This is a genomic window from Herbidospora daliensis (assembly GCF_001570585.1).
GTDB classification, from domain to species: Bacteria; Actinomycetota; Actinomycetes; order Streptosporangiales; family Streptosporangiaceae; genus Herbidospora; species Herbidospora daliensis.
This window is the reverse complement of record NZ_BBXF01000001.1, coordinates 1,276,990-1,299,440: the sequence shown is the minus strand read 5'-3', so window position 1 is coordinate 1,299,440 and position 22,451 is coordinate 1,276,990. Positions and strand designations below refer to the sequence as shown.

General features: G+C 70.4%; 22 protein-coding genes. 13 read left to right on the top strand and 9 right to left on the bottom strand.

What is annotated here, in order from left to right; translation table 11 throughout:
• Positions 1–58: 58 nt before the first annotated feature.
• Positions 59–301, bottom strand: coding sequence for a hypothetical protein (locus tag AW274_RS05245; protein WP_062429850.1), 243 nt, complete (start codon positions 299–301; stop codon positions 59–61).
• 170 nt (positions 302–471) lie between these two features.
• Here AW274_RS05245 and AW274_RS05240 point away from each other — a divergent pair, with 170 nt between their 5' ends.
• The 4 genes from AW274_RS05240 (at position 472) to AW274_RS05225 (ending at position 6,303) form a co-directional block, all read left to right on the top strand.
• Positions 472–1,038, top strand: a complete 567-nt coding sequence (locus AW274_RS05240; protein ID WP_062429848.1) for an HhH-GPD-type base excision DNA repair protein — start codon at positions 472–474, stop codon at positions 1,036–1,038.
• A gap of 177 nt (positions 1,039–1,215) precedes the next feature.
• Positions 1,216–3,312: a SpoIIE family protein phosphatase gene (locus tag AW274_RS05235; RefSeq protein ID WP_062334779.1), complete on the top strand. Its 2,097-nt coding sequence runs from the start codon at positions 1,216–1,218 to the stop codon at positions 3,310–3,312.
• A gap of 218 nt (positions 3,313–3,530) precedes the next feature.
• A complete protein-coding gene (locus tag AW274_RS05230; RefSeq protein ID WP_062430141.1) occupies positions 3,531–5,201 on the top strand; it encodes an RNA polymerase sigma factor in 1,671 nt (556 codons plus the stop codon).
• Positions 5,202–5,400: 199 nt separating this feature from the next.
• The gene (locus tag AW274_RS05225; protein WP_232319980.1) at positions 5,401–6,303 is read left to right on the top strand and encodes a hypothetical protein; all 903 of its coding nucleotides are present in this window, start codon (positions 5,401–5,403) and stop codon (positions 6,301–6,303) included.
• Here AW274_RS05225 and AW274_RS05220 read toward each other — a convergent pair.
• Positions 6,293–7,024, bottom strand: a complete 732-nt coding sequence (locus tag AW274_RS05220) for a YaaA family protein (RefSeq protein WP_062429844.1) — start codon at positions 7,022–7,024, stop codon at positions 6,293–6,295. The genes AW274_RS05225 and AW274_RS05220 overlap by 11 nt on opposite strands.
• Before the next feature lie 112 nt (positions 7,025–7,136).
• Positions 7,137–7,367 carry a DUF7455 domain-containing protein gene (locus tag AW274_RS41780; RefSeq protein WP_083973837.1) on the bottom strand — a complete coding sequence of 77 codons (231 nt, stop codon included), beginning with the start codon at positions 7,365–7,367 and terminating at the stop codon, positions 7,137–7,139.
• Positions 7,368–7,615: 248 nt separating this feature from the next.
• Between AW274_RS41780 and AW274_RS05215 the strand changes: the two genes are divergently transcribed.
• Positions 7,616–9,682, top strand: coding sequence for a DNA gyrase/topoisomerase IV subunit B (locus tag AW274_RS05215; RefSeq protein WP_232319979.1), 2,067 nt, complete (start codon positions 7,616–7,618; stop codon positions 9,680–9,682).
• Positions 9,683–9,887: 205 nt separating this feature from the next.
• Here the strand turns inward: AW274_RS05215 and AW274_RS05210 are convergent, their stop codons facing one another.
• Complete coding sequence (locus tag AW274_RS05210; protein WP_062429840.1) at positions 9,888–10,637, bottom strand: GNAT family N-acetyltransferase; 750 nt, start codon at positions 10,635–10,637, stop codon at positions 9,888–9,890.
• On the bottom strand, positions 10,637–11,155 hold the full coding sequence (locus AW274_RS05205; protein WP_062429838.1) for a beta-class carbonic anhydrase: 519 nt from the start codon (positions 11,153–11,155) through the stop codon (positions 10,637–10,639). The genes AW274_RS05210 and AW274_RS05205 overlap by 1 nt, the downstream gene beginning before the upstream one ends.
• A gap of 137 nt (positions 11,156–11,292) precedes the next feature.
• Here AW274_RS05205 and AW274_RS05200 point away from each other — a divergent pair, with 137 nt between their 5' ends.
• From AW274_RS05200 to AW274_RS05185, 4 genes are all read left to right on the top strand, one after another.
• On the top strand, positions 11,293–11,580 hold the full coding sequence (locus AW274_RS05200; RefSeq protein WP_062429836.1) for a hypothetical protein: 288 nt from the start codon (positions 11,293–11,295) through the stop codon (positions 11,578–11,580).
• A 105-nt stretch (positions 11,581–11,685) separates the two neighbouring features.
• A complete protein-coding gene (locus AW274_RS05195) occupies positions 11,686–12,048 on the top strand; it encodes a VOC family protein (protein ID WP_062429834.1) in 363 nt (120 codons plus the stop codon).
• Between the two features lie 38 nt (positions 12,049–12,086).
• The gene (locus tag AW274_RS05190; RefSeq protein WP_232319978.1) at positions 12,087–12,383 is read left to right on the top strand and encodes an ArsR/SmtB family transcription factor; all 297 of its coding nucleotides are present in this window, start codon (positions 12,087–12,089) and stop codon (positions 12,381–12,383) included.
• A gap of 3 nt (positions 12,384–12,386) precedes the next feature.
• Positions 12,387–12,878: an SRPBCC family protein gene (locus AW274_RS05185; protein ID WP_062429832.1), complete on the top strand. Its 492-nt coding sequence runs from the start codon at positions 12,387–12,389 to the stop codon at positions 12,876–12,878.
• 1 nt (position 12,879) lies between these two features.
• Here AW274_RS05185 and AW274_RS05180 read toward each other — a convergent pair whose 3' ends face one another.
• Positions 12,880–15,321 (bottom strand): DNA gyrase/topoisomerase IV subunit A, encoded by a 2,442-nt coding sequence (locus AW274_RS05180; protein ID WP_062430140.1) that lies wholly within the window; start codon positions 15,319–15,321, stop codon positions 12,880–12,882.
• A gap of 37 nt (positions 15,322–15,358) precedes the next feature.
• Positions 15,359–15,847, bottom strand: a complete 489-nt coding sequence (locus tag AW274_RS05175) for a GNAT family N-acetyltransferase (protein ID WP_198169015.1) — start codon at positions 15,845–15,847, stop codon at positions 15,359–15,361.
• A gap of 44 nt (positions 15,848–15,891) precedes the next feature.
• On the opposite strand from AW274_RS05175, the gene AW274_RS05170 reads away from it, so the two are divergent.
• From AW274_RS05170 to AW274_RS05155, 4 genes are read left to right on the top strand one after another with little or no spacing between them, the layout of a single operon-like run.
• On the top strand, positions 15,892–17,949 hold the full coding sequence (locus tag AW274_RS05170) for a RecQ family ATP-dependent DNA helicase (RefSeq protein ID WP_062430139.1): 2,058 nt from the start codon (positions 15,892–15,894) through the stop codon (positions 17,947–17,949).
• Between the two features lie 13 nt (positions 17,950–17,962).
• The gene (locus AW274_RS05165; RefSeq protein WP_062429828.1) at positions 17,963–19,153 is read left to right on the top strand and encodes an endo-1,4-beta-xylanase; all 1,191 of its coding nucleotides are present in this window, start codon (positions 17,963–17,965) and stop codon (positions 19,151–19,153) included.
• Positions 19,154–19,157: 4 nt separating this feature from the next.
• Complete coding sequence (locus AW274_RS05160; protein ID WP_062429826.1) at positions 19,158–20,228, top strand: sensor histidine kinase; 1,071 nt, start codon at positions 19,158–19,160, stop codon at positions 20,226–20,228.
• On the top strand, positions 20,225–20,860 hold the full coding sequence (locus AW274_RS05155; RefSeq protein ID WP_062429824.1) for a response regulator transcription factor: 636 nt from the start codon (positions 20,225–20,227) through the stop codon (positions 20,858–20,860). The genes AW274_RS05160 and AW274_RS05155 overlap by 4 nt, the downstream gene beginning before the upstream one ends.
• Here AW274_RS05155 and AW274_RS05150 read toward each other — a convergent pair.
• On the bottom strand, positions 20,847–21,458 hold the full coding sequence (locus tag AW274_RS05150; protein ID WP_062429822.1) for a DUF2306 domain-containing protein: 612 nt from the start codon (positions 21,456–21,458) through the stop codon (positions 20,847–20,849). The two genes, AW274_RS05155 and AW274_RS05150, sit on opposite strands and share 14 nt — an antisense overlap.
• A 94-nt stretch (positions 21,459–21,552) precedes the next feature.
• The gene (locus AW274_RS05145; protein ID WP_062429820.1) at positions 21,553–22,446 is read right to left on the bottom strand and encodes a carbohydrate kinase family protein; all 894 of its coding nucleotides are present in this window, start codon (positions 22,444–22,446) and stop codon (positions 21,553–21,555) included.
• Positions 22,447–22,451: the final 5 nt, after the last annotated feature.

The window sequence follows — 22,451 nt, the reverse complement described above, 5'->3', positions numbered from 1 at the left end:
CTTCTCGCATTACGACGCCAAAAGGCACCGTAACGCGGCCCGGTGACTACCCCGTTATTTATCTCCTGCTCGGAGGCGCGGAGTTGACCAGGGCGAGAAGGTGTTCCCGGGCGATGCGTTCGATGCTCACGGGAGTGACGTCGACACCGAGGTGCTCGGTGCAGGCGCAGACGTCGTCGACGCACCGTTCGACGGTGACCAAAGGGACGGTGAGGAATTCCTCGGCGAGCCGGGCGGTGACGGCCTCACGTGTTCCAGCGCGTGTCGTGGCGGCTGTGGAGCTCGTGGCGAGAGTAGGCATAGAGGCAGGCATCCTCGCTGAATGTGGGAATTCCGGTGCTCGGTGGGGCACCGGTTGTCGGGCGAAAGTGCCGTCTCTCATTCCATAACTTTCCGCGCTGGTGTCAACCCTCCGCGTGGTTTTGTTACATGAGCCAAACACACCCGGGTGACGCGTGCGAAGCTGGAAACATGTACATCCGGCTAACACAGCGTCCCGAGGCCGACGAACTCCTCGGACGCAGTGGTCTGGCCCTGCTCATCGGAATGCTGCTCGACCAGCAGATCCCCATGGAGTGGGCCTTCCAGGGGCCCTACACGATCACCGAGCGGCTGGGCCACGATCTCGACGCCCATGAGATCGCCGCGATGGACCCGGAGGCCTTCGCCGCGATACTTTCGGCGAAACCGGCCGTGCACCGTTATCCCGGCTCGATGGCCGGGCGGATCAGGCAACTGGCGGCCCATCTGGTGGACCACTACGATGGCGACGCCGAGCGGGTCTGGGCCGACGCGGGCAGCGGAGCCGAGTTGCTGCGCCGCCTGACGGGCCTTCCCGGGTTCGGCAAGCAGAAGGCGCAGATCTTCCTGGCGCTGCTGGGCAAACAGCTCGGCGTGCAGCCGCCGGGCTGGCGCGAGGCCGCGGGGGCTTACGGCGAGGAGGGGGCGTTCCGGTCGGTCGCCGACGTGGTCGACGCCGGCAGCCTCGCCAAAGTGCGGGCGACCAAGCAGGAAGCGAAGAAGGCCGCCAAAAAGTAAGTCAGATCTTGCTGCGCGAGGTGGCGCTTTTTTGACAGGATGCGTTGACCGCATGCCGGGCGGGGCTTCCGTCCGCGCGTGCCCATCGCCGATGATGTAGGGCAGCACTGCGCTACTCAATACAGTTATGGAGATGTGCCTCGTGGGAGACCCTGGCACGCGACGGAGGTGCCGACCATGAGCGCCGAAACCTCCGTGCCCCGTCCCCGGGAGTCGGGTTTGGACATCTCAGACTCTGCCCTGTTCAAGGGCCTCATGTCGGAGGCTCCCTACGCCTTCGCCTTCTTCGACACCACTGGCCGTTTTGTCCGTGTCAACTCGACCTTTACCGAGCTGACCGGGATCGCTGTCGACCGGCATATCGACCGCCTCCCCGCCGACATCCTGTCGGCCGACCTGGCCACCGTGATCGACTCCGCGCTGCGCAGGATCAACGACGACCGTCTTCCCGTCACCGACCAGCGCCTTCGCACCCGCGCCGAGAACGGCGACGCCCGCCACTGGACCATCTCGTTCTTCCCGCTCCACGACGACGAGGGCGCCGCGATCGGCACCTCCCTGTTCGGCGTCGACGTCACCGAGCGCCAGACCACCGAAGAAGACCTGCGCCGCAGCGAGGAGCGCTACCGCTCGCTCGTCGAGTCGCAGCAGCAGCTCGTCTGGATCACCTCGCCCAGCGGCGCGGTCGTCGAAGACGCCCCGCAGTGGCGCGCCATCACCGGCCAGGGGCTGGAGGAGTACCTCGCCCACGGCTGGCTCGACGCCGTCCACCCCGACGACCGCCCGGCCGCCGAGGAGGCCTGGCGCGAGGCCCTGCGCGGCCGGACCATGTTCGAGTGGAGCTACCGCGTCCGCACCCGCGCCAGCGGCTACCGCGACTTCGAGGTGCGGGCCGTCCCGATCATCCGCCACGGCCGCGTGGTCGAGTGGGTCGGCGCCAACTCCGACGTCACCGCCCAGCGTGAGGCCGAGGAGATGCGCGGCCGCCTGACCGACCAGCTCGGCGCCGCCGCCCTGCGCACCGCCCGGCTCCAGGGCGCGACGGCAATACTGGCCGAGGCGCTCACGGTCGAGCAGGTCGTCCAGGTCATCATCGACGTCGGCCGCACCGCCCTGGCCGCCGACCACTCCGCCGTCGCGCTGCTCGACCCCGACCGCGGCACCCTCAAGGTGATCAACTCCGGCGCGATCCCCGACGCGGGCGGCGCCCCCGGCGAGGACATCTCACTGTCGCGCTCCAGCGTCATGACCATGGCCGTGAACAGCCGCCGGCCGGTCTTCGCCGAGTCGCCCGACAGCCTGCGCGCCCAGCTCACCGACGCCGGCGGCGAGACCGACCAGATCAACGGCTTCCTCGCCCACACCCAGGAACGGGCCTGGGTGGGCCTCCCGCTGCTGGCCGCCGGCCGCGCGCTGGGAGCGCTCCGTTTCTCCTTCACCCGCCCCCAGAAGATCTCCCAGGAAGACGGGGTGTTCCTGGAGGCCCTGGCCGGTCAGTGCGCGCTGGCCGTCGAGCGGGCCACCCTGTTCGAGCGCGAGCACCGCACGGCCGAAACGCTCCAGCGCAGCCTGCTGCCCGAGCGGCTGCCGGTCGTGCGCGGCCTCGTGCTGGCCCAGCGCTTCCGCTCGGGCTCGCGCCACGTCCAGGTCGGCGGCGACTGGTACGACGCCTTCGTGCTCCAAGACGGCCGCGTGGCCGCCGTGGTCGGCGACGTCATGGGCAAGGGCGTCAAGGCCGCCGCCGGAATGGGCCGCATCCGCAACGCGATGCGGGCCCTGGCGCTGACCAACCCGCCGCCCGCGGCGGTGCTCACCGGCCTCGACCGCGTCTTCGAGGCGACCGAGGAAGAAGAGCAGGTCACGACGCTGGCCTACATGGTCGTCGAGCCCACCACGGGCGAGGGCACCCTCGCGCTCGCGGGTCACCCGCCGCCCCTGCTGGTCTCCCCGCAGGGCACCGCGATCCTCCAGGAGAGCGACCAGCCCGGCACCCCTCTGGGCTGGGCCACCAGCCGCAAGCAGTTCCGGTTCGCCGTGCCGCCCGGCCACACGGCGGTGCTCTACTCCGACGGTCTCGTCGAAAACCGCAAGCGGGGCTTGGACGCGGGCCTGCGGGAGCTCTCCGCGGTCGTCGCGGAAGCCCCTGAGGAGATCTTGACAAGTCCCCATATGTTGCTTGATTTCCTGGTGGACCGGATGTTGTCCGGGTATGAACAGGATGATGACGTCACGGTGCTTGCGGTTCATGTCCCCGCTGCCACGAAGAGTGACTGAATGAATCAGTCATAACGGTTGCTTTCGGGTATCGGTGACCGGCTTCCGTACGCACCAGTGTCTCGGTCGGCCTAGGGTGGAGGGCAACCGGCCGGAGGTGGCCGTACGGGGTGTCGCGGCGTGCCAGAATGGTTTGTCGCCCTCCGCGCGGCCTCGCCATCGGAAAAGAAGCAACCACCTGGGTCCATTCTCGCCATGCGTTCGTTCGAGAGGTGTTCGTGTCGCCTGCAAGTTCGACTCGCTCGAAGCCGTCGGAGCTGAACGAGCCAGTGATTCAGCAGCTCCTCGAGCGTGGGCGCTCGCAGGGTTTCCTCGAAGCCGAGGATGTCCGCCGGGCCGTCGAGGAAGCGGACATTCCGGTACCGCAAGTCGCCGGAATCCTGCGTAGCCTCAGCAAAGAGGGCATCATCGTCAGGCTCACCGCCGAAGACTCCGCGGGGCCGAAGAAGGCGAAGCCCCCCGCGAAGAGCCGCACCAAGGCCGCGCCCGTGAAGAAGACGTCCACCAAGGCCGCCGCCGCCAAGGAGTCGCAGCCCGAGACCGTCACCGCCGTGGTGACCGATCCGGCGCCCGCTCCGGCCGCGAAGAAGCCGGCCGCCAAGAAGGCCGCCCCGGCTGCGAAGCCCACCGCGTCCGCGAAGAAGACCGCCCCCGCCGCGAAGCCCAAGGCCGACGCACCGGCCACGGGTCCCGCCACGACCCCCGCGGGCAAGGCCGACTCGAAGCCCAAGTCGGCCGAGATGTCCGAAGACGACGACGACATCGAAGACGTCGACATCGAAGACTTCGACATCGAGGACATCGAAGACGTCGAAGTCGACGTCGAGTCCGAGGAGTCCGAGGGCGAGGGCGACTCCGAAGAGGAGACGACCGAAGAGCCCAAGGGCGCCGAAGTCGTCGCCAAGGTCGAAGAAGAAGTCCTGATCCTCACCGACGACGACGATGACGCCCCCGTGGCGCAGGTCGCCGCCGCCGGCGCCACCGCCGACCCGGTGAAGGACTATCTGAAGCAGATCGGCAAGGTCCCCCTGCTCAACGCCGAGCAGGAGGTCGAGCTCGCCAAGCGCATCGAGGCGGGCCTGTTCGCCGAGGAGCAGCTGGGCACCGACGGTGACCAGCTCCCCGTCGACGTCCGCGCCGAGCTCGAGTGGATCGCCGAAGACGGCCGCCGGGCCAAGAACCACCTGCTGGAGGCCAACCTCCGTCTGGTGGTCTCGCTGGCCAAGCGCTACACCGGCCGCGGCATGCTGTTCCTGGACCTGATCCAGGAGGGCAACCTCGGTCTGATCCGCGCCGTCGAGAAGTTCGACTACACCAAGGGCTACAAGTTCTCGACCTACGCCACGTGGTGGATCCGGCAGGCGATCACCCGGGCCATGGCCGACCAGGCGCGGACCATCCGCATCCCGGTCCACATGGTCGAAGTGATCAACAAGCTGGCCCGCGTGCAGCGCCAGATGCTCCAGGACCTGGGCCGCGAGCCCACGCCCGAAGAGCTGGCCCGCGAGCTCGACATGACCCCCGAGAAGGTCATCGAGGTCCAGAAGTACGGCCGCGAGCCGATCTCGCTCCACACCCCCCTCGGCGAGGAGGGCGACAGCGAGTTCGGTGACCTGATCGAAGACTCCGAGGCCATCGTCCCGGCCGACGCCGTCAGCTTCACGCTGCTCCAGGAGCAGCTCCACAGCGTTCTGGACACCCTGTCCGAGCGCGAGGCGGGCGTCGTCTCGATGCGGTTCGGTCTGACCGACGGTCAGCCCAAGACCCTCGACGAGATCGGCAAGGTCTACGGCGTGACGCGCGAGCGCATCCGCCAGATCGAGTCGAAGACGATGTCGAAGCTGCGTCACCCGTCCCGTTCGCAGGTGCTGCGCGACTACCTCGACTAACGGATATCCGTAAATACGGCCCGGCGTGCGATATGCGCGCCGGGCCGTATTTACGTTCTGTTTTTACGTGGGTGTAACACGATGGTTGCGCCTGATCGACCGGTCACTTCTATGCTGCCGCCCCATGGGAGTAATCGAAGTGGATCGAGCACGTGCTCGGGGGCCACGAGTGATCCCGGACCGCCCATGGGCGGACATCATGCTGGACGAGGCGGTTCTGGCCGTTCAGCGCCGTAACGTCGAGGCGGCCATCCCCCTCCTGGCCGCCACCAGAGGCGATCCCGAAGTGCGCGCCCTGCGTATAGAGGCCCTCTCCCGCGCCGCGATGGGAATGAGCCGCGGCATCGAAAGCCTCATCGCCCGGGACCAGTCGAATCCCGATTTATGGCTGTGGCTCGGCCGGACCAGAATCGAGGAAGCGTTCGAGATAAAACCCGAAGTGAAGGCGCGGGCCGTGCAGGCCCGCCGGCTGGAGGCTTACCACACCGCGATGGAGTCGGCCCGCCAGCCGCTCGTCACCGCCGCCGGGCTGATGCCCGCCGACCCGGTCCCGTGGGAGTCGATGCTCTGGCTCGCCGTCGGCCTCGAACGACCCCGGACCGACAAGGACTCGGTCTGGTACGAATGCGCCCGCCGCTGGCCCACGCTTTATCCGGCCAACGTGGCCCGGCTGATCACCCTCTCGCCCGCCTGGGGCGGCAGCTCGGCCGAGATGATGGAATTCGCCCGCGCGGTGGTCGCCAAGGCCCCCGAGGGCAGCCCCCTGCCGGCCCTGATCCCGCTGGCCCACTTCGAGAACGCCGCCGCCGACCGCACTCCCATGTCACGCGGCGCCTGGTTCGGCTTCGACGCCCAACGGGAGATCGTCGCGGCGGCCGGCCAGTGGTCGCAGCGCCGGATCGGCCCCGCCCATCCCCGCTCCATCGAGGCCCACAACGCCTTCGGGGCCGCGTTCTTCCTGTCCGACCTGCGACGTCCGGCAAGAGGACATCTCACGCGGACGGGCGGCCGGTTCAGCAGGCTGCCGTGGTCGCACCTCGGCGGAGAGCCGGAGAACCAGTTTCAGCGGGCCTGCAACAAACTGAACGTCATCACGAACTGAGCACCACGTCGAGCCTGCCCGGGTGGAGCTCGACGGCGTGACCGAGCCTGGTCAGCAGGTGGGCGAGCTCGCCGGCGTCCTTCGCCGGGGCGGGGCTCTCCACCAGCGACCGGGCGATCAGGCCCCTGGTCAGCTTGGCCATGTGGCTGACGACGGTGCCGTCCGGCCGCAGGACCCGCACCGCGACGCTCTCCCTCTTGGGTTTCCAGGCCGCCGCGTAGGTGGACGACCGGAGATCGACCACGAGCCCGCCGCCCCCGTCGAGGATCGGGGCGAGATTGGGCTTCCAGAACGCGGCCAGGCCGCCCACGGGCGGGAGGCGCACCCCCATCGAGAGCCGGTAGGGCGGGACCCGGTCGCCGAGCCTGAGCGCGCCCCAGAGCCCCGAGAAGACGACCAGCCGCTTGGTGGCCCGCGCCCTGGCCTGGGAGTCGAGCGTGGCCAGGCTGAGGGCGTCGTAGAGGACGCCGGTGTAGAGATCGGCGACCTTGACCGTCCGGGCCGAGCGCAGGCCCTGGTTGCGGACGATCTCGCCCGCCAGGCCCGGGGGCAGGCCGAGGACCTGGTGGGCCTGCTCGGGGGAGTGGCAGAGCTCGACGAGGGCGTCGAGGACCTTCTCACGGGCGGAGGTCAGCTCGGGGAAGCTCAGCGCGTCGAGATCGACGGGACGACCCCGGCCGGAGGCCGCCTTGCCCTCCGAGGGCGGCAGGAGGATCAGCACCCGCCCAGCCTAGGGCCGAAACCCCAGGCCAGCGGCAACGCAAGAGAGAATGACGAACGGCGTGACCAGGGAGAGCCTGGTCACGCCGTCGTCGTCGATTTCGGCCGCCGGATCACCGCTCGTCAGGAGCGGCGGAGGCGGGTGTGGTACTGAGTCGGGCCGACTCGTCCTGGATCTCAGCGCCCTTGTCGCGCAATGCGGCCACGTGCTGTCGGCCGTGGTGTGCGCAGAACAGGAGTTCGGCGCCTACCGGAAGAGTCGCGCGAATGTAGGCCTGAGCGCCGCATCGGTCGCAGCGGTCTAGGGCGGTCAGCGGCTTGGTGGGGGCGAGAGCTCCAGTCACGTATCGCCTTTCGGGTCACCCCGTTGACCGGGGATGTTGGCGTCACAGTCACTTGGGACAACATCTAACCGGATGAGGGCGTTCCCAATCACCTCCTGACTACGCCGAGAGCGGAATGTTCCGAAAGGTGACGTGGATCACACCGCAGGTAACGAGAAGCCCTCGACAGCTGGCAAGCTGGTAGGCGTAAAACCACGCCTACCGCTAAGCTGCGTACGCGTGTTCGACTGTTGAGCGTGGGAGCTGGAGTGACGGTAGCGGAGACGGGTTACACGGCTCGTCATCTGTCGGTTCTGGAAGGTCTCGAAGCCGTCCGCAAGCGCCCGGGCATGTACATCGGGTCGACCGACAGCCGCGGGCTCATGCACTGCCTGTGGGAGATCGTCGACAACTGCGTCGACGAGGCGCTGGCCGGATACTGCTCCCTCATCGAGGTCGAGCTCCATCCAGACGGGTCGATCGAGGTGCGTGACGACGGCCGGGGCATCCCCGTCGACGTCGAGCCCAAGAGCGGGCTCCCGGGCGTCGAGCTGGTCTACACCAAGCTCCACGCCGGCGGGAAGTTCGGCGGCGGCTCCTACGGCGCGTCCGGCGGCCTCCACGGCGTGGGCGCCTCGGTGGTGAACGCCCTGTCCTCCCGGCTCGACGTCGAGGTCGACCGCGACGGGCGCGTCCACGAGATCAGCTTCCGGCGCGGCGTGCCCGGGATCTTCGACGGCGAGGGCCCCTCGGCCAAGTTCAAGAAGAAGTCGGGCCTGCGCGACGGCGGGCCGCTCGGCTCGCGGGTCACCGGCACGCGGGTGCGGTTCTGGGCCGACCGGCAGATCTTCCTGCCCGAGGCCGAGGTCTCGCTCGACGAGATCCACGTCCGGCTGCGGCAGACGGCGTTCCTGGTGCCCGGCCTGACGCTGTCGGTGCGCGACAGCCGGGCCGACGAGGCCACCGAGGAGACCTTCCGGTTCGACGGCGGCATCAGCGAGTTCACCGAGTTCCTGGCCCGCGACGAGGCCGTCTGCGACGTGCTGCGCATGCAGGGGCAGGGCCACTTCCACGAGACCGTGCCGGTGCTCGACGAGCAGGGCCACATGACGCCGACCAAGGTCGAGCGCGAGATGGTCGTCGACGTCGCGGTGCGCTGGGGCAAGGGCTACGACTCGACCGTGCGGTCGTTCGTGAACGTGATCGCCACGCCCAAGGGCGGCACCCACGTGCTCGGCTTCGAGCGCGCGCTGGTCCGGACCATGAACGAGTTACTGCGTGAGTCGCGGCTGCTGCGGGCCAACGACGACGGCGTGACCAAAGAGGACATCCTCGAAGGTCTCACCGGCGTGGTGACCGTGCGCGTGGCCGAGCCGCAGTTCGAGGGGCAGACCAAGGAGGTGCTCGGCACCTCCGCGGCGACCCGCATCGTCTCGACCGTCGTCTCGCGGGAGCTCCGCGAGACCTTCACCAACCCGCCGCGCGGGGCCAAGCAGCAGCTCAGGGCGGTCCTGGAGAAGATCGTCGCGGCGGCCAAGGCCCGCATCGCGGCCCGGGAGCACCGCGACAACCAGCGGCGCAAGACCGCGCTGGAGAGCTCGGCGCTGCCGGCCAAGCTGGTCGACTGCCGCAGCGACGGCGTCGACCGCAGCGAGTTGTTCATCGTCGAGGGAGACTCGGCGCTGGGCACCGCCAAGCTGGCCCGCGACTCGGAGTTCCAGGCGCTGCTGCCGATCCGGGGCAAGATCCTCAACGTGCAGAAGGCGTCCGTCAGCGACATGCTGAAGAACACCGAGTGCGCCGCGATCATCCAGGTGGTGGGGGCCGGTTCGGGCCGCACCTTCGACATCGAGCAGGCCCGCTACGGCAAGATCATCCTGATGGCCGACGCCGACGTCGACGGCGCCCACATCCGGTGCCTGCTGCTGACGTTGTTCCACCGCTACATGCGGCCGATGGTCGAGGCCGGGCGGGTCTTCGCCGCGGTGCCGCCGCTGCACCGGGTGGAGCTGACCAATCCGGGGCGGGGGCAGGAGAAGTACATCTACTGCTACTCCGACGCCGAACTGCACAAGGTGCTGGCCGGGCTCCGCAAGCGGAACAAGAAGTGGAAGGAACCGCCCCAGCGCTACAAGGGTCTCGGCGAGATGGACGCCGACCAGCTGGCGGAGACCACCATGGACCCGCGCCACCGCGTGCTGCGGCGCATCCGGATCGAAGACGTCGAAGAGGGCGAGCGCATCTTCGACCTGCTGATGGGAAGCGACGTCGCGCCCCGGCGCGAGTTCATCGTCAGCTCGGCCTCCGAGATCGACCGCGACCACATCGACGCCTGACGACGCCGCCTGGACCACCCGTCAGGGGCTTCCGGCACCTGACGGGGTCCGCGCACGTGCTGCCACGCCGCTCGCGGTGACGCGGTCTGCCGCGTCTGTCAGGAGACCCCTCGGCAGCTGCGCGCGACCGTCGCTCCGACGCCCGGCGTGATGCGCCGGTCGGCCTGACAGGGCGGCCAGGTCTCCGCATTCGGGCTGCCGGCGGTCACACCATGCGGCGGAAGTGGTGGGTTCGGCCCACCGGGGTGAAGCCGAGGCGGCCGTAGAAGTCCTTCGGCCAGTCCGATCCGTCGGCTTCCAGGAACAGCAGCAAGTCGCCCGCCCGGTGGATCGCCTCGGTCACCACGGCGCGGGCGTGGCCCCGGCGCTGGTGGTCGGGGTGGGTCGACAGGTCTTCGAACTGGGTCACCCCTGAGGGCCGGTGGACGTACAGGTCGCCGTGGCAGACGATCGTCCCTCCGTCCCGCACGGCCAGGAAGGTCGTCTCGTAGGCCTCCTGGAGGAGGGTGGAGCGGCGGTCGGTGAGCTGGTCGAGTTCCTCGTCGGTGAGCTGGGGGAGGTCGGCGGCCCAGCTGGCCCGTACGGGCCCGTGGAGGTCTTCCAGGGTCACCACCGCCACGCCGGTCGCTGGGGGCGGCAGGGGGCCCTGGTGGCGCATCAGGAGGTTGGTCTCCCGGTCGTAGCCGGCCTCGGTCAGCGCCGCGGCTGCGACCAGGGCCGTGGGCTCGTGGTGGATCTCCACGAGGCGGTGGGCCGACCCGTCGAGGGCGTGGTCGGCCAGGGCCAGGATCTCCGCCGCGTCCGCCGGGCCGGTGATCACGACCTTGTTGTGGTGGTGCGAGGCGGCGTACCGGAGATTGCGGACGGCGAAGCCGAAGAGGTGCTCCTGGACGTCGTCGGCCTGGGAGCGGATGTGATCCTCTTTGAACCGGAGGATCCGGTCGAGCTCGGTCATTAGGCCGCGGCGTCCCGGCGGAGTTCCTCGATCGGGGTGAGCTTCCCGGTCCGGACGTCGTAGATCGCGCCGCCGACGGACACCACGCCGTCGAGGAACGGGCTGGTGCGGATGCGGATCAGGTCGTGCCGCAGGGCGGCGTTCTGGTCGGGGACGGTGTGGAAGTCGAGGCTCCGGGTGTCGACCCCCTGGGCCAGGGCCAGGTCGTGGATGTCGTCGTCGGTGACCTTGGTCATGCCGCAGTCGGTGTGCGGCATGACGAGGACCCGGTTGACGCCGAGGACGAACACGGCGACGACGAGGGTGCGCAGCACGTCGTCGGTGACGCGGGCCCCCGCGTTGCGGAGGATCTTGGCGTCGCCGGGCTTGAGGCCCAGCAGGCCGAGGGGGTCGATGCGGGAGTCCATGCACGTGACGACGGCCAGTCCGCGGGCCGCCGTGCCGGTCAGGTCGGAACCGGTGAACGTGGCGGAGTAGGTCTCGTTGGCCGACAGCAGATCATCGAAGGCACCGTTCATGTACGGAATGTTCCCGCAGACCGCATTCGTGACCTTTCCCGGGGTCTACCAATGCGATGAAGGACCCCCGAACTCGTGTCACCCTAGGTAATTATCCGTGACGTAAAGTCGCCGACCGTCTGAGGAGACCCGAGAGCATGAGCACCACCGCGCCCCTGTCCGACCATCTCCGCGCCCGCGCCCGGAACCGTCTCGACCGCGTGGAGCCGTCTGACGAGGGCCGCAACGCCCGCCTGGCCCTCGCGCTCATCGACGCCGCCTGTTATGTCGACACGCTGCCGGAGGACGACCCGGTGATCGTGGCCCTGTGTGAGGCCGGGATGTTGAAGCCCGACGGGTTCGAGCCGGGCGACCGCGAGTCGCAGCTGCTGGCCGACTGGGCGGGCGGCGACCCGGCGCTGCTGCTGGCGTCCCTGACGCGGTAGCGGGCGCATGAGCCTCGGGGATCGGGGTAATTGTCTGGCTATATCCGGCAACACCGGTATAAGTTCTTAGCCGGTTACATTGTCACGGGAAAGCAGGAGACGTCCATGGCCATCGCCACCCTCCACTCGTTCGTGTACGACTGCCCCGACCCCAAGGCCCTCGCCGGCTTCTACACCGAACTCCTCGGCTGGGAGATCGTGAAGGAGGACGACGACTGGGTCACGATCGGCGACGGCGGTCCGATCCGCATGGCGTTCCAGCTCGCCCCCGACTACGTGCCGCCGGTCTGGCCGCAGGTCGACCACCCGCAGCAGGCCCACCTCGACGTCGTCGTCGACGACCTGGTCGAGGCCGGGAAGAGGGTCTCCGCGCTCGGGGCGGTCAAGCACCACCACCAGCCGGGGAACGAGGAGGGCTTCGTCGTCTACCTCGACCCGGCGGGCCACCTGTTCTGCCTCTGCGATTGACGGCTTATATTCCTGAAGGGGAATATAAGAGGGTGGACGTGTTCGCCGTACTCGCCGAGCCGGCCCGGCGCCGCATCCTCGACCGGCTGCGCCGGTCGGAGAGCAGCGTCGGCGAGCTCGTGCGGGAGTTGTCGATGGGCCAGCCCGCCGTCTCCAAGCACCTCAAGGTGCTCCGCGAGGCCGGGCTGGTCTCTTCGCGCACGGCCGCGCAACAGCGCATCTACCGCGTCGAGCCGCGCCCGCTGGCGGCCCTGGACGAATGGCTGGCGCCCTACCGCCGCCTCTGGGACGACCGCCTCGACGCCCTCGAAGCCCACCTCGACCGCCAGGAGTAGCCCATGGAACTCGCAGACGTCACCGCGCACCCGGCAGACGACGGCCGCTGGACCCTCGTCTTCACCCGCGACCTCCGCCACCCCCCGGAGAAGGTCTGGGCCGCGCTGACCGCACCGGGTCAGCTGCGGGAGTGGGCCCCGTTCGAGCCCGACCGCGATCTCGGCGCCCCGGGCGAGGCCACCCTGGTCATGGACGGCGCCGGCACCGAGGAGACGGTGGTCAGGGCCGACCGCCCCGCCGTGCTCGAATACACGTGGGGCGGCGACCTGCTCCGCTGGGAGCTGGAGCCGACGGAGTCGGGCACCCGCCTGCGCCTGTCGCACACGATGCCCGGCCCCGACTGGGCGGCCCGCAACGCGGCCGGCTGGCACGTCTGCCTCGACACCGCCGACCTGCTCCTGTCGGGCACGCCCCAGGGCCGGGTCGTGGGCGACGACGCCCTCGACCACGGCTGGCAGGACCTCCGCGCCGCCTACGAGACGAAGCTGGCCTGACTCACAGGGCTCCGCCGATGGCCGCGACCGTGTGGGTCAGCCTGACCCCCGAGCCGTCGCGGCGGCCGATCTCGTCGGGCAGCGGCACCGGCTTGCCGACCGACGACACCGCCTTCGCCGGGCCGGGGCCCGCCCAGGCCAGCAGCAGCACGTCTTCGCCCTTGAGGAAACGCTGGGCGCGCACGCCGCCCGTCGCGCGGCCCTTCGGCGGGAACTCGGCGTAGTCGGAGATCTTGCCGCCGCCGATCTGGGTGCCGGGCAGGGCGGTCGAGGAACCGGCGATGGTCACCACGCGCGACTCCCGCGCCGGGTCGATCGCGCCGAACCAGATGACCTTCGCGCCGGGCTCGACCCGGATCCCGGCCATGCCGCCCGCCGGGCGGCCCTGCGGGCGGACGTTGGTCGCGGTGTAGCGCAGCAGCTGGGCGTCGGAGGTGATGAAGACCAGGTCGTGGTCTTCTGAGGTGAGCTCGACGGCGCCCACCACCACGTCGCCGTCGCGCAGGCCGATGACCTCGAACTCGTCGCGGTTGGCCGGGTAGTCGGGCACCACCCGCTTCACCACGCCCTGCTCGGTGCCGATGGCCAGGCCGGGGCCGTCGGGGTCGAGGGAGCCGATGCCGACCACGGTCTCGTCGGCGGCCAGCGAGACGTATTCGGCCACCGGGTGGCCGCCCGCCAGGGAGGGCGGGTTGGCCGAGGCCGGCAGGGTCGGCAGGTCGACCACGCTCACCCGGATCATGCGGCCGAGCGAGGTCACCACCCCGACCTCGCCCCGGACCGTCGAGCGCACGGCCGACACCAGCACGTCGTGGACGGTGCGCTCACCCTCGGCGGGCAGCGGCGAGGCGTCGGCGGTGCGGGCCAGCAGGCCGGTGGAGGAGAGCAGGACCAGGCACGGGTCGTCGGCGACCTCCAGGGGCACCGGCGCGAGCGCGGCCACCCCGCCCTCCAGCAGCAGGGTGCGGCGGGGGGTGCCGTAGGTCTTGGCGACCTGGGCGAGCTCGTCGGAGACGACCTTGCGGAGCTTCAGGTCGGAGGAGAGGATCTCGGTGAGCTCCGCGATCTCGCGGGTCAGCGTCGCCTTCTCCTTGTCGAGCTCCAGGTTGTCGTAGCGGGTCAGGCGGCGCAGCGGGGTGTCGAGGATGTAGTTGGCCTGGATCTCGCTGAGCTCGAAGCGCTCCATCAGGCCCGTTCGGGCCGCCGCCGAGTCGTCGGCGTTGCGGATGACCTGGATGACCTCGTCGATGTTCAGCAGGGCCACGATCAGGCCCTCGACCAGGTGGAGCCGCTCCTCGCGCTTGCGGCGGCGGTGGAGGGACCGGCGGCGCACGACGTCGATCCGGTGGTCGACGTACACCGACAGGAGTTCGCGCAGGCCCAGGGTGCGCGGCTGGCCGTCGACGAGGGCCACGTTGTTGATGCCGAACGTCTCCTCCATCGGCGTCAGCCGGTAGAGCTCCTCGAGCACCGCCTCGGGGTTGAAGCCGTTCTTGATCTCGATGACCAGCTGGAGGCCCTTGTGCCGGTCGGTGAGGTCCTTGAGGTCGGCGATGCCGGTCAGCTTCTTCGACGTCACCAGTTCCTTGATCTTGGTGACGACGCGCTCGGGCCCGACGTTGTAGGGGAGCGCGGTGACGACCAGGCCCTTGCGGCGCGGGGTGACGTTCTCGATCGTCGCGGTGGCCCGCATCTTGAAGGTGCCGCGGCCGGTCCGGTAGGCGTCGTGGATGCCCGACAGGCCGTTGATGTAGCCGCCCGTGGGCAGGTCGGGGCCCGGGATGAAGTTCATCAGGTCGTCGAGCGTCGCGTCGGGGTGCTTCAGCAGGTGCCGCGCGGCCGCCACGACCTCGACCAGGTTGTGGGGGGCCATGTTGGTCGCCATGCCGACCGCGATGCCGGTCGAGCCGTTGACCAGCAGGTTGGGGAACGCCGAGCCCAGGACCGAGGGCTCGGTCTCCTGGCCGTCGTAGTTGGGCTTGAAGTCGACCGTGTCCTCGTCGATCGACTGCACCATCAGCATCGCCGCGTCGGACAGGCGGGCCTCGGTGTAGCGCATGGCGGCCGGCAGGTCGTCGGGCGAGCCGAAGTTGCCGTGGCCGTCGACCAGCGGCAGCCGCATCGAGAACGGCTGGGCCTGGCGGACCAGCGCGTCGTAGATCGCGCCGTCGCCGTGGGGGTGGAGCTTGCCCATGACCTCGCCGACGACGCGGGACGACTTCACGTGGCCCCGGTCGGGGCGCAGCCCCATTTCGTTCATCGAGTAGAGGATGCGCCGCTGCACGGGCTTGAGCCCGTCGCGGGCGTCGGGGAGCGCGCGCTGGTAGATGACGCTGTAGGCGTATTCCAGGAAGCTGGTGCGCATCTCCGCGGACACGTCGATGTCGACGATCCGCTCCTCGAAGTCCTCGTCGGGCGGGGGGCTGGTGGTTCGTCGGGCCATGTCGAACATTTTGCCGGTCCCCACCGACGCCCGCGACTCAGACCTTCGAGACTTCCGTCTTGTACAGGCGGAATCCCCTGGCCTCGTAGTTTCCGCGGGCCGCCGGGGAGTCGAGTGAGCAGGTGTGCACCCAGACCCGCTCGGTGGCGAGCTTCCAGGCCCGCTCGACGCCGTAGTGCAGCAGGTGGCCGCCGAGGCCCTTGCCGATGGCGAAGGGGAGGAGCCCGAAGTAGGCGACCTCCACCGAGGCGCCCTGCGGTTCGAGGGCGATGTAGCCCGCGGGCGTCCCGCGCAGGTAGGCCACCCAGGTCTCCACGCCCAGGTCGAGCCACGAGAGCCACTGGTCGTCGGTCCACGACCGCCGGTCGGTCCACTGCCAGCCGCCGCCCACCGCGCCGTAGAGGAACCGGTGGAAGGCGGCCGACGGGATCTCGGCCCGGACGATGTCGACGTCGTCGCGCGGGGGCCGGGCGGGGCGCAGATCGGAGGGGGAGGTCTGTTCGAGGTACCAGGTGGTGACGTCCACAGGAGGAATTTACTGGTACTAAGGACACCGTGAGCGAAGAGGAGATGCTGCGCGAGGAGGCCGAGGAGCGCCTGCGGGCGCTCGCGGGCGACCACGCGACCCTGCGCGACGACCAGTGGACCGCGATCAAGTCGCTGGTGCTCGACCGCAGGCGCACGCTGGTGGTGCAGCGCACCGGCTGGGGCAAGTCGGCGGTCTACTTCATCGCCACCGCGCTGCTGCGCGAGCTCGGCGAGGGGCCGACGGTGATCATCTCGCCGCTGCTGGCGCTGATGCGCAACCAGATCGCCGCCGCCGAGCGGGCCGGGATCCACGCCGTCAGCGTGAACTCGGTCAACCCGGGCGAGTGGGAGAAGATCTACGGCCAGGTCGCCGAGGGGCTCGTCGACGTGCTGCTGGTCAGCCCCGAGCGGCTGAACAACCCCGAGTTCCGCGACCAGGTGCTGCCCGAGCTGGCCGAGTCGGCCGGGCTCGTGGTGGTCGACGAGGCCCACTGCATCTCCGACTGGGGCCACGACTTCCGGCCCGACTACCGCCGCCTGCGCACCCTCCTCGAAGAGCTGCCGCCCGGCGTGCCGGTGCTGGCCACGACCGCGACCGCCAACGCGCGGGTGACGCGCGACGTCGCCGAGCAGCTCGGCGACGCGCTCGTGCTGCGCGGGCCGCTCGAACGCGACAGCCTGCGCCTGTCGGTGGTCAACCCCGGCGGGCCCGAGAAGCGGCTGGCCTGGCTGGCGACCGCGCTCAAGGAGCTGCCGGGCTCCGGGATCGTCTACACGCTGACCGTCGCCGCCGCCTCCGAGATCGCCGCCTACCTGCGCGACCAGGGGTTCCCGGTGGTGGCCTACTCGGGGCAGACCGAACCGTCGGAGCGGCTCGCCGCCGAAGACGACCTGCTCGCCAACCGGGTCAAGGCGCTGGTGGCGACCTCGGCGCTCGGGATGGGCTTCGACAAGCCCGACCTCGGGTTCGTCGTCCACGTCGGTGCGCCGCCGTCGCCGGTCGCCTACTACCAGCAGGTCGGCCGCGCCGGGCGCGGGGTGGCGCGGGCCGAGGTCATCCTGCTTCCCGGTACGGAAGACCGCGACATCTGGGCCTATTTCGGATCCCTGGCGTTCCCGCCGGAGAACCAGGTGAGAGCCGCCCTGGCCGCGCTCGGCGACCAGACCCTCTCGACGGCCGCCCTGGAGAGCCGGGTCGACCTCAGCCGCACCCGCCTGGAGATGATGCTCAAGGTCCTCGACGTCGACGGCGCGGTCCGCCGGGTCAAGGGCGGCTGGGAGGCCACCGGCGAAGACTGGGCCTACGACGCCGACCGCTACAAGCGCGTCGCCGCCGAGCGCACCGCCGAGCAGGAGGCCATGCTCGCCTACCTGACCACCGACGGTTGCCGCGAGATGTTCCTGCGCCGCCACCTCGACGACGACACCGCCACCCCCTGCGGCCGCTGCGACAACTGCACCGGCTCCTGGTGGGACTCCGGCGTCGCCGACAGCGCCGTCAAGAGCGCCCACGACCGGCTGGTCCGGCCCGGCGTCGACCTCGAACCCCGCCGCCAGTGGCCGACCGGCCTCGACGACCTCAAGGGCCGCATCAAGCCCGAACTGTCCGCCGGCACCGGCCGCGCGCTCGGCAGATTGACCGACATCGGCTGGGGCACCCGGCTGCGGGAACTCCTGGCCGGTCCCGACGCCGAGATCCCCGACGACGTCTTCGGGGCCGTCGTCGAGGTGCTGAAGGGCTGGGGCTGGGAGCAGCGGCCGGTCGCCGTCGTCAGCGTGCCGTCCGTCTCCAAGCCCCGATTGGTACGCAGCCTCGCCGAGCGCCTCGCCCAGGTCGGCCGCCTGACCTATCTGGGAGAGCTCGGCTACCGCGCCGGCGCCCCGGGCAGGCAGTTCAACAGCAACCAGCGGGTCCAGGCGATCAGGGCCACCCTGGCCATGCCCCGCGACCTCGCGGGGCAGATCGCCGAAGCTCAGGGCCCGGTCCTGCTGGTCGACGACCGCGCCGACACCGGCTGGACGCTGACGCTCGCCGCCGCACAGATCCGGCACGCGGGCGCACCGGTCGTGCTCCCCCTGGTGTTGGCGACCGCCACGTAGGTATAGGGGAGGGGTGCTTCCCTCCCACCGCGTCGCGGACGCCCTCGTCACCGTCACCGCCGACCAGAACCCCGTCGCCGGGCAGGACGTTCTCGTCAGGCAGACCGATCACGAGTTCCTGTTCGGCTGCACCGGCTTCGATCGCGACATCCCGCTGGCCGACCACTGGTTCGAGCTGTTCAACTTCGCCACGCTGCCCTTCTACTGGGGCCAGTTCGAGGGCGAGATGGGCAGGCCGCAGACCGAGAAGCTGATGGAGATGGCCTGGTTCTTCAAAGACCGGGGCGTGCCCGTCAAGGGTCACCCGCTGGCCTGGCACACCCTGGCCCCCGACTGGCTGCTCGATCTGAACAACGGCGAGATCGCCGCCGCCCAGGTCGCCCGCATCACCCGCGAGGTCACCGACTTCTCCGGCGTGATCGACATGTGGGACGTGATCAACGAGGTCGTCATCATGCCGATCTTCGACAAGTACCCCAACGGCATCACCCACCTGTGCCGCGACATCGGCCGCATCCCGATGATCCGGATGGTCTTCGACGCCGCCCGCCACGCCAACCCGGGCGCGACCCTGCTGCTCAACGACTTCGACATGTCGGCCGCCTACGAGTGCCTCATCGAGGGCGTGCTCGAAGCGGGCGTCCGGATCGACGCGCTCGGCCTGCAGAGCCACATGCACCAGGGCTACTGGGGCGAGGAGCGCACCCTGGAGACCCTCGACCGCTTCTCCCGGTACGGCCTGCCGATCCACTTCACCGAGACGACCATCGTGTCGGGGCACCTGATGCCGCCCGAGATCGTCGACCTGAACGACTACCAGATCGACGACTGGCCCTCGACCCCCGAGGGCGAGGAGCGCCAGGCCGACGAGATCGTCCGCCACTACCGCACCCTGGTCGGCCACCCGGCCGTCCGGGCGATCACCTACTGGGGCATCCAGGACGGCGAATGGCTCGGCGCCCCCGGCGGCTTCGTCCGGAAGGACGGCAGCCCCAAGCCCTCCTTCCACGCCCTGCGCGACCTCGTCAGGGGTGAGTGGTGGATGCCCGAGACGACCATGCGGACCGACGAGGAGGGCCGCATCCCGCTGCGGGGCTTCCGGGGGACGTACACGATCGAACACCAGGGCCGGACGGGCACGGTGACCCTCGGAAACGGTAGTACTCCGGGCGGATCCGCGATCGGGTGCGAACTCGTACCATGACGGCGTGTGGACCGAGCCGCGCCCGCTTCCGCCTCCCCCCAAGAGGGTCTGGCGTGACTACGCGCTGATCGGCGTGCTGGCGCCGGCCGTGGTGCTCGAAGGGGTGCTGCGGCCGGAACTGCCGTGGCCGGTCGTGGCGCTGACGCTCGCGCTGGTGCCGACCCTGTGGTGGCGGCGCTCCCATCCGCTGCTCGTGGCCGGGCTCGCCTTCGGCGGCACCCTCGTGGCCGACCTGCTGATGGGCCGCCCCGACGACACCCATACGGCGGTGTTCCTGCTGATCCTGCCCTACACGCTCGGCCGGTGGGGGTCGGGGCGCGAGATCCTGGCGGGCGCGGCGCTGATGGCGGCCAACGTCGTGCTGTCGGTCCCGGCGCCGGCCGACCTGGTCGGCGCGCTCGCCGTCGTCTCGATCGCGCTGCTGGCCGGGATCGCGGTCCGGTTCCGGGTCAGGGTCCAGCAGCGCGACCGCGAGCAGGTGAAGCTGCTCGAACGCGAACGCCTGGCCCGCGACCTGCACGACACCGTCGCCCACCACGTGTCGGCGATGGCGATCAGGGCCCAGGCCGGGCTGGCCCGCGCGGAGAAGGATCCCGGCGCGGCCGTCGAGGCGCTGAAGGTCATCGAGGCCGAGGCGTCGCGGGCGCTGGCCGAGATGCGGACGATGGTGCGGGTGCTGCGCCACCCCGCCGACCTCGACCCCGCCAGGGGCGTCGCCGACCTGCCGGAGCTGCAGAAGGGCTCGGGCGTGCCGGTCGACGTCGAGGTGGCCGGCGACCTCGGCGCGCTGCCGCCGCCGACCGACGCCGCGATCTTCCGGCTGGCCCAGGAGTCGGTCACCAACGCCCGGCGGCACGCCCGCCACGCCACCCGCATCCACGTGCTCGTCGCGGCCGACGGAGACCGGGTCAGGCTGCGGGTCACCGACGACGGCGACGCCCCGGCCCCCGGCGCGACGGGTTATGGTCTGCTCGGCATGGCCGAACGGGCCACCCTCCTCGGCGGCACCTGCGAGGCGGGTCCCGCCCCCGGCCGTGGCTGGACCGTCACCGCCGTGCTCCCGAGGACCGCATGACCATTCGCGTGATCGTGGCCGACGACCAGGAGATCGTCCGGACCGGCCTGGTGATGATCCTGGAGGCCCAGGACGACATCGAGGTCGTCGGCGAGGCCGCCGACGGCCGCCGCGCGGTCGAACTGGCCCGCCGGCTGAAGCCCGACGTGTGCCTGCTCGACATCCGCATGCCCGGCATGAACGGCATCGACGCCACCCGCGAGCTCTCCCACGAGGTCGCGGTGGTCGTCATCACCACCTTCGACCTCGACGAGTACGTCTACGCCGCGCTGCGCGCGGGCGCGCGGGGCTTTCTGCTGAAGGACGCCGGGTCGGCGCTGCTCGCCCAGGCGATCAGGGCCGCGGCGGCCGGCGACGCCCTGATCGCGCCCAACGTCACGGCCCGCCTGCTGCGCGCCTTCGCGGGCACGGCCGACCCGGTGCAGCCGTTCGAGCCGCTGACCGACCGGGAGGAGCAGATCATCACGACCGTGGCCCGGGGGCGGACCAACCACGAGATCGCCGACGAACTGCACATCTCGGTCAGCACCGTGAAGACCCACGTCGCCAGCCTCATGGCCAAGCTCGGCGCCCGGAACCGGGTCGAGATCGCGATGTGGGCCTACGAGACCGGCCGGATCAGGAACGCCTGATCGCCCACTCGGCCACCGCCGCGTTGATCGCCCACCCGGCGGCCATCGCGGCGAACCGCCCGGTGTCGTCGGGGGTGACCCCGGCGACGGCGAACGGGATGTGGGTGAACGCCTGGGTGCCGGCGCCCATCGCCAAGGCGTACGCGCGGATCATCCAGGCCCGGTGGGTGGCGAAGTCCCGTCTGCGGACCGCCACGACGGCGTAGCCGATGGCGAAGGCCATCACCCCGCCGACGCCCACGCGCATGATCGTCATCGGCAGCCCGTCGTCGGAGGCGGGCATGTCGTACGCGAGGGCCATCCAGATCCCGCTCAGGGCCACCGTGAGCCCGGCCGGCACCAGCACCCGCCCGGCCCGCCGGTGCCACGAGCCGCGCCGCAGGGACGGGACGAACTGGAACGCCCCGAGCAGCGCGTAGACCACCGCGCCGACGATGTGCGCCACGACCGGCAGCGGCAGGTCGAAGAAACGCGCGTTTCCGGGCGTGACGGGCCCGCCGCCGGAGAGTTCGGCCAGCCGGAGACCCCCGGCCAGGGAAGGGACGAGGGCGAGCAGCACGAGCCCGGTGGGCAACATCCACAGACGTCTGGCGGTCATGCCTCAGATCGTCGCGATCCAAGGCACCCGTTCACATCGCGCCAACGGCTCCGGCCCGATCGTTCCAAAAGCCGGTGATCGGGCGTACTTTCGGCTAGAGGCGGGGCCGGGCGCCGAGGTTGGCCAGGCACTTGGCGGCCAGCGCGTTGCCCGCCGCCAGGGCGTCGGCCGGCTGCTTGCCGTCGAGCCAGCTCGGCAGGAACCCGGCGGCGAACGCGTCGCCCGCGCCGGTGCCGTCGACGACCCGCTCGACCTGCTCGGCCGGGACCTTGACGGCCTCGGACCGGTTGTTGCTGAACCAGAGCGCGCCGTCGGCGTTGCACTTGATCACGACCTGCGGGAACCAGGCGGTCAGCACCTTGGCCGCCGCCTCGGGGTCGTCGCGGCCGGTCAGCACCTTGGCCTGGTCGGCGTTGGCGAACAGCAGCTTCGCGCCGTGGGTCCACTCGAGGAACGGCTCGGCGCCGGTGCGCTCGACCGGCGCGGAGGAGGCACAGTCGACCGAGATCGACATGCCCGCCCGGCGGGCCAGGTCGAGGGCGGCCAGCCCGGCGTCGCGAGAGCCCTCGCAGATCAGCGTGTAACCCGACATGTGCAGGTGACTGCCCTGGGTGAACAGGTCGCGGGGCAGGTCTTCCGGCGACAGCGCGGCGTTGGCGCCGGGGTCGGAGAGCATCGTGCGCTCACCCTTGTGGGTGACCAGGACGACACAGGTGCCGGTGGGGCGCTCGGGATCCATGACGAGCCGGGCGTCGACGCCGTAGCCCATCAGCTCCATGTCGCGGTTGCGGCCGGTGATGTCGGCGCCGCGACGCCCGATGAAGGCGACCTCGGAACCCTCGACGGCGAGCCACGAGGCGATGTTCGCCCCCGAACCACCGCCGTGCATGGTCACCACGGCCGGAGTGTCGCTTGCCCGGGCGAGCGGATACCTGGCGCGGGCGACCGCGTCGGTCATGAGATCGCCCACCACGACGACCCGCGTCATGATGT

Coding starts and splice junctions, on each gene's coding strand:
- AW274_RS05145 (WP_062429820.1), bottom strand. CDS start 22,446: ATGACGCGGGTCGTCGTGGTGGGCGATCTCATGACCGACGCGGTCGCC.
- AW274_RS05170 (WP_062430139.1), top strand. CDS start 15,892: ATGCTGCGCGAGGAGGCCGAGGAGCGCCTGCGGGCGCTCGCGGGCGAC.
- AW274_RS05235 (WP_062334779.1), top strand. CDS start 1,216: ATGAGCGCCGAAACCTCCGTGCCCCGTCCCCGGGAGTCGGGTTTGGAC.
- AW274_RS05180 (WP_062430140.1), bottom strand. CDS start 15,321: ATGGCCCGACGAACCACCAGCCCCCCGCCCGACGAGGACTTCGAGGAG.
- AW274_RS05150 (WP_062429822.1), bottom strand. CDS start 21,458: ATGACCGCCAGACGTCTGTGGATGTTGCCCACCGGGCTCGTGCTGCTC.
- AW274_RS05240 (WP_062429848.1), top strand. CDS start 472: ATGTACATCCGGCTAACACAGCGTCCCGAGGCCGACGAACTCCTCGGA.
- AW274_RS05245 (WP_062429850.1), bottom strand. CDS start 301: ATGCCTACTCTCGCCACGAGCTCCACAGCCGCCACGACACGCGCTGGA.
- AW274_RS05225 (WP_232319980.1), top strand. CDS start 5,401: ATGCTGGACGAGGCGGTTCTGGCCGTTCAGCGCCGTAACGTCGAGGCG.
- AW274_RS05210 (WP_062429840.1), bottom strand. CDS start 10,637: ATGACCGAGCTCGACCGGATCCTCCGGTTCAAAGAGGATCACATCCGC.
- AW274_RS05185 (WP_062429832.1), top strand. CDS start 12,387: ATGGAACTCGCAGACGTCACCGCGCACCCGGCAGACGACGGCCGCTGG.
- AW274_RS05205 (WP_062429838.1), bottom strand. CDS start 11,155: ATGAACGGTGCCTTCGATGATCTGCTGTCGGCCAACGAGACCTACTCC.
- AW274_RS05200 (WP_062429836.1), top strand. CDS start 11,293: ATGAGCACCACCGCGCCCCTGTCCGACCATCTCCGCGCCCGCGCCCGG.
- AW274_RS05155 (WP_062429824.1), top strand. CDS start 20,225: ATGACCATTCGCGTGATCGTGGCCGACGACCAGGAGATCGTCCGGACC.
- AW274_RS05195 (WP_062429834.1), top strand. CDS start 11,686: ATGGCCATCGCCACCCTCCACTCGTTCGTGTACGACTGCCCCGACCCC.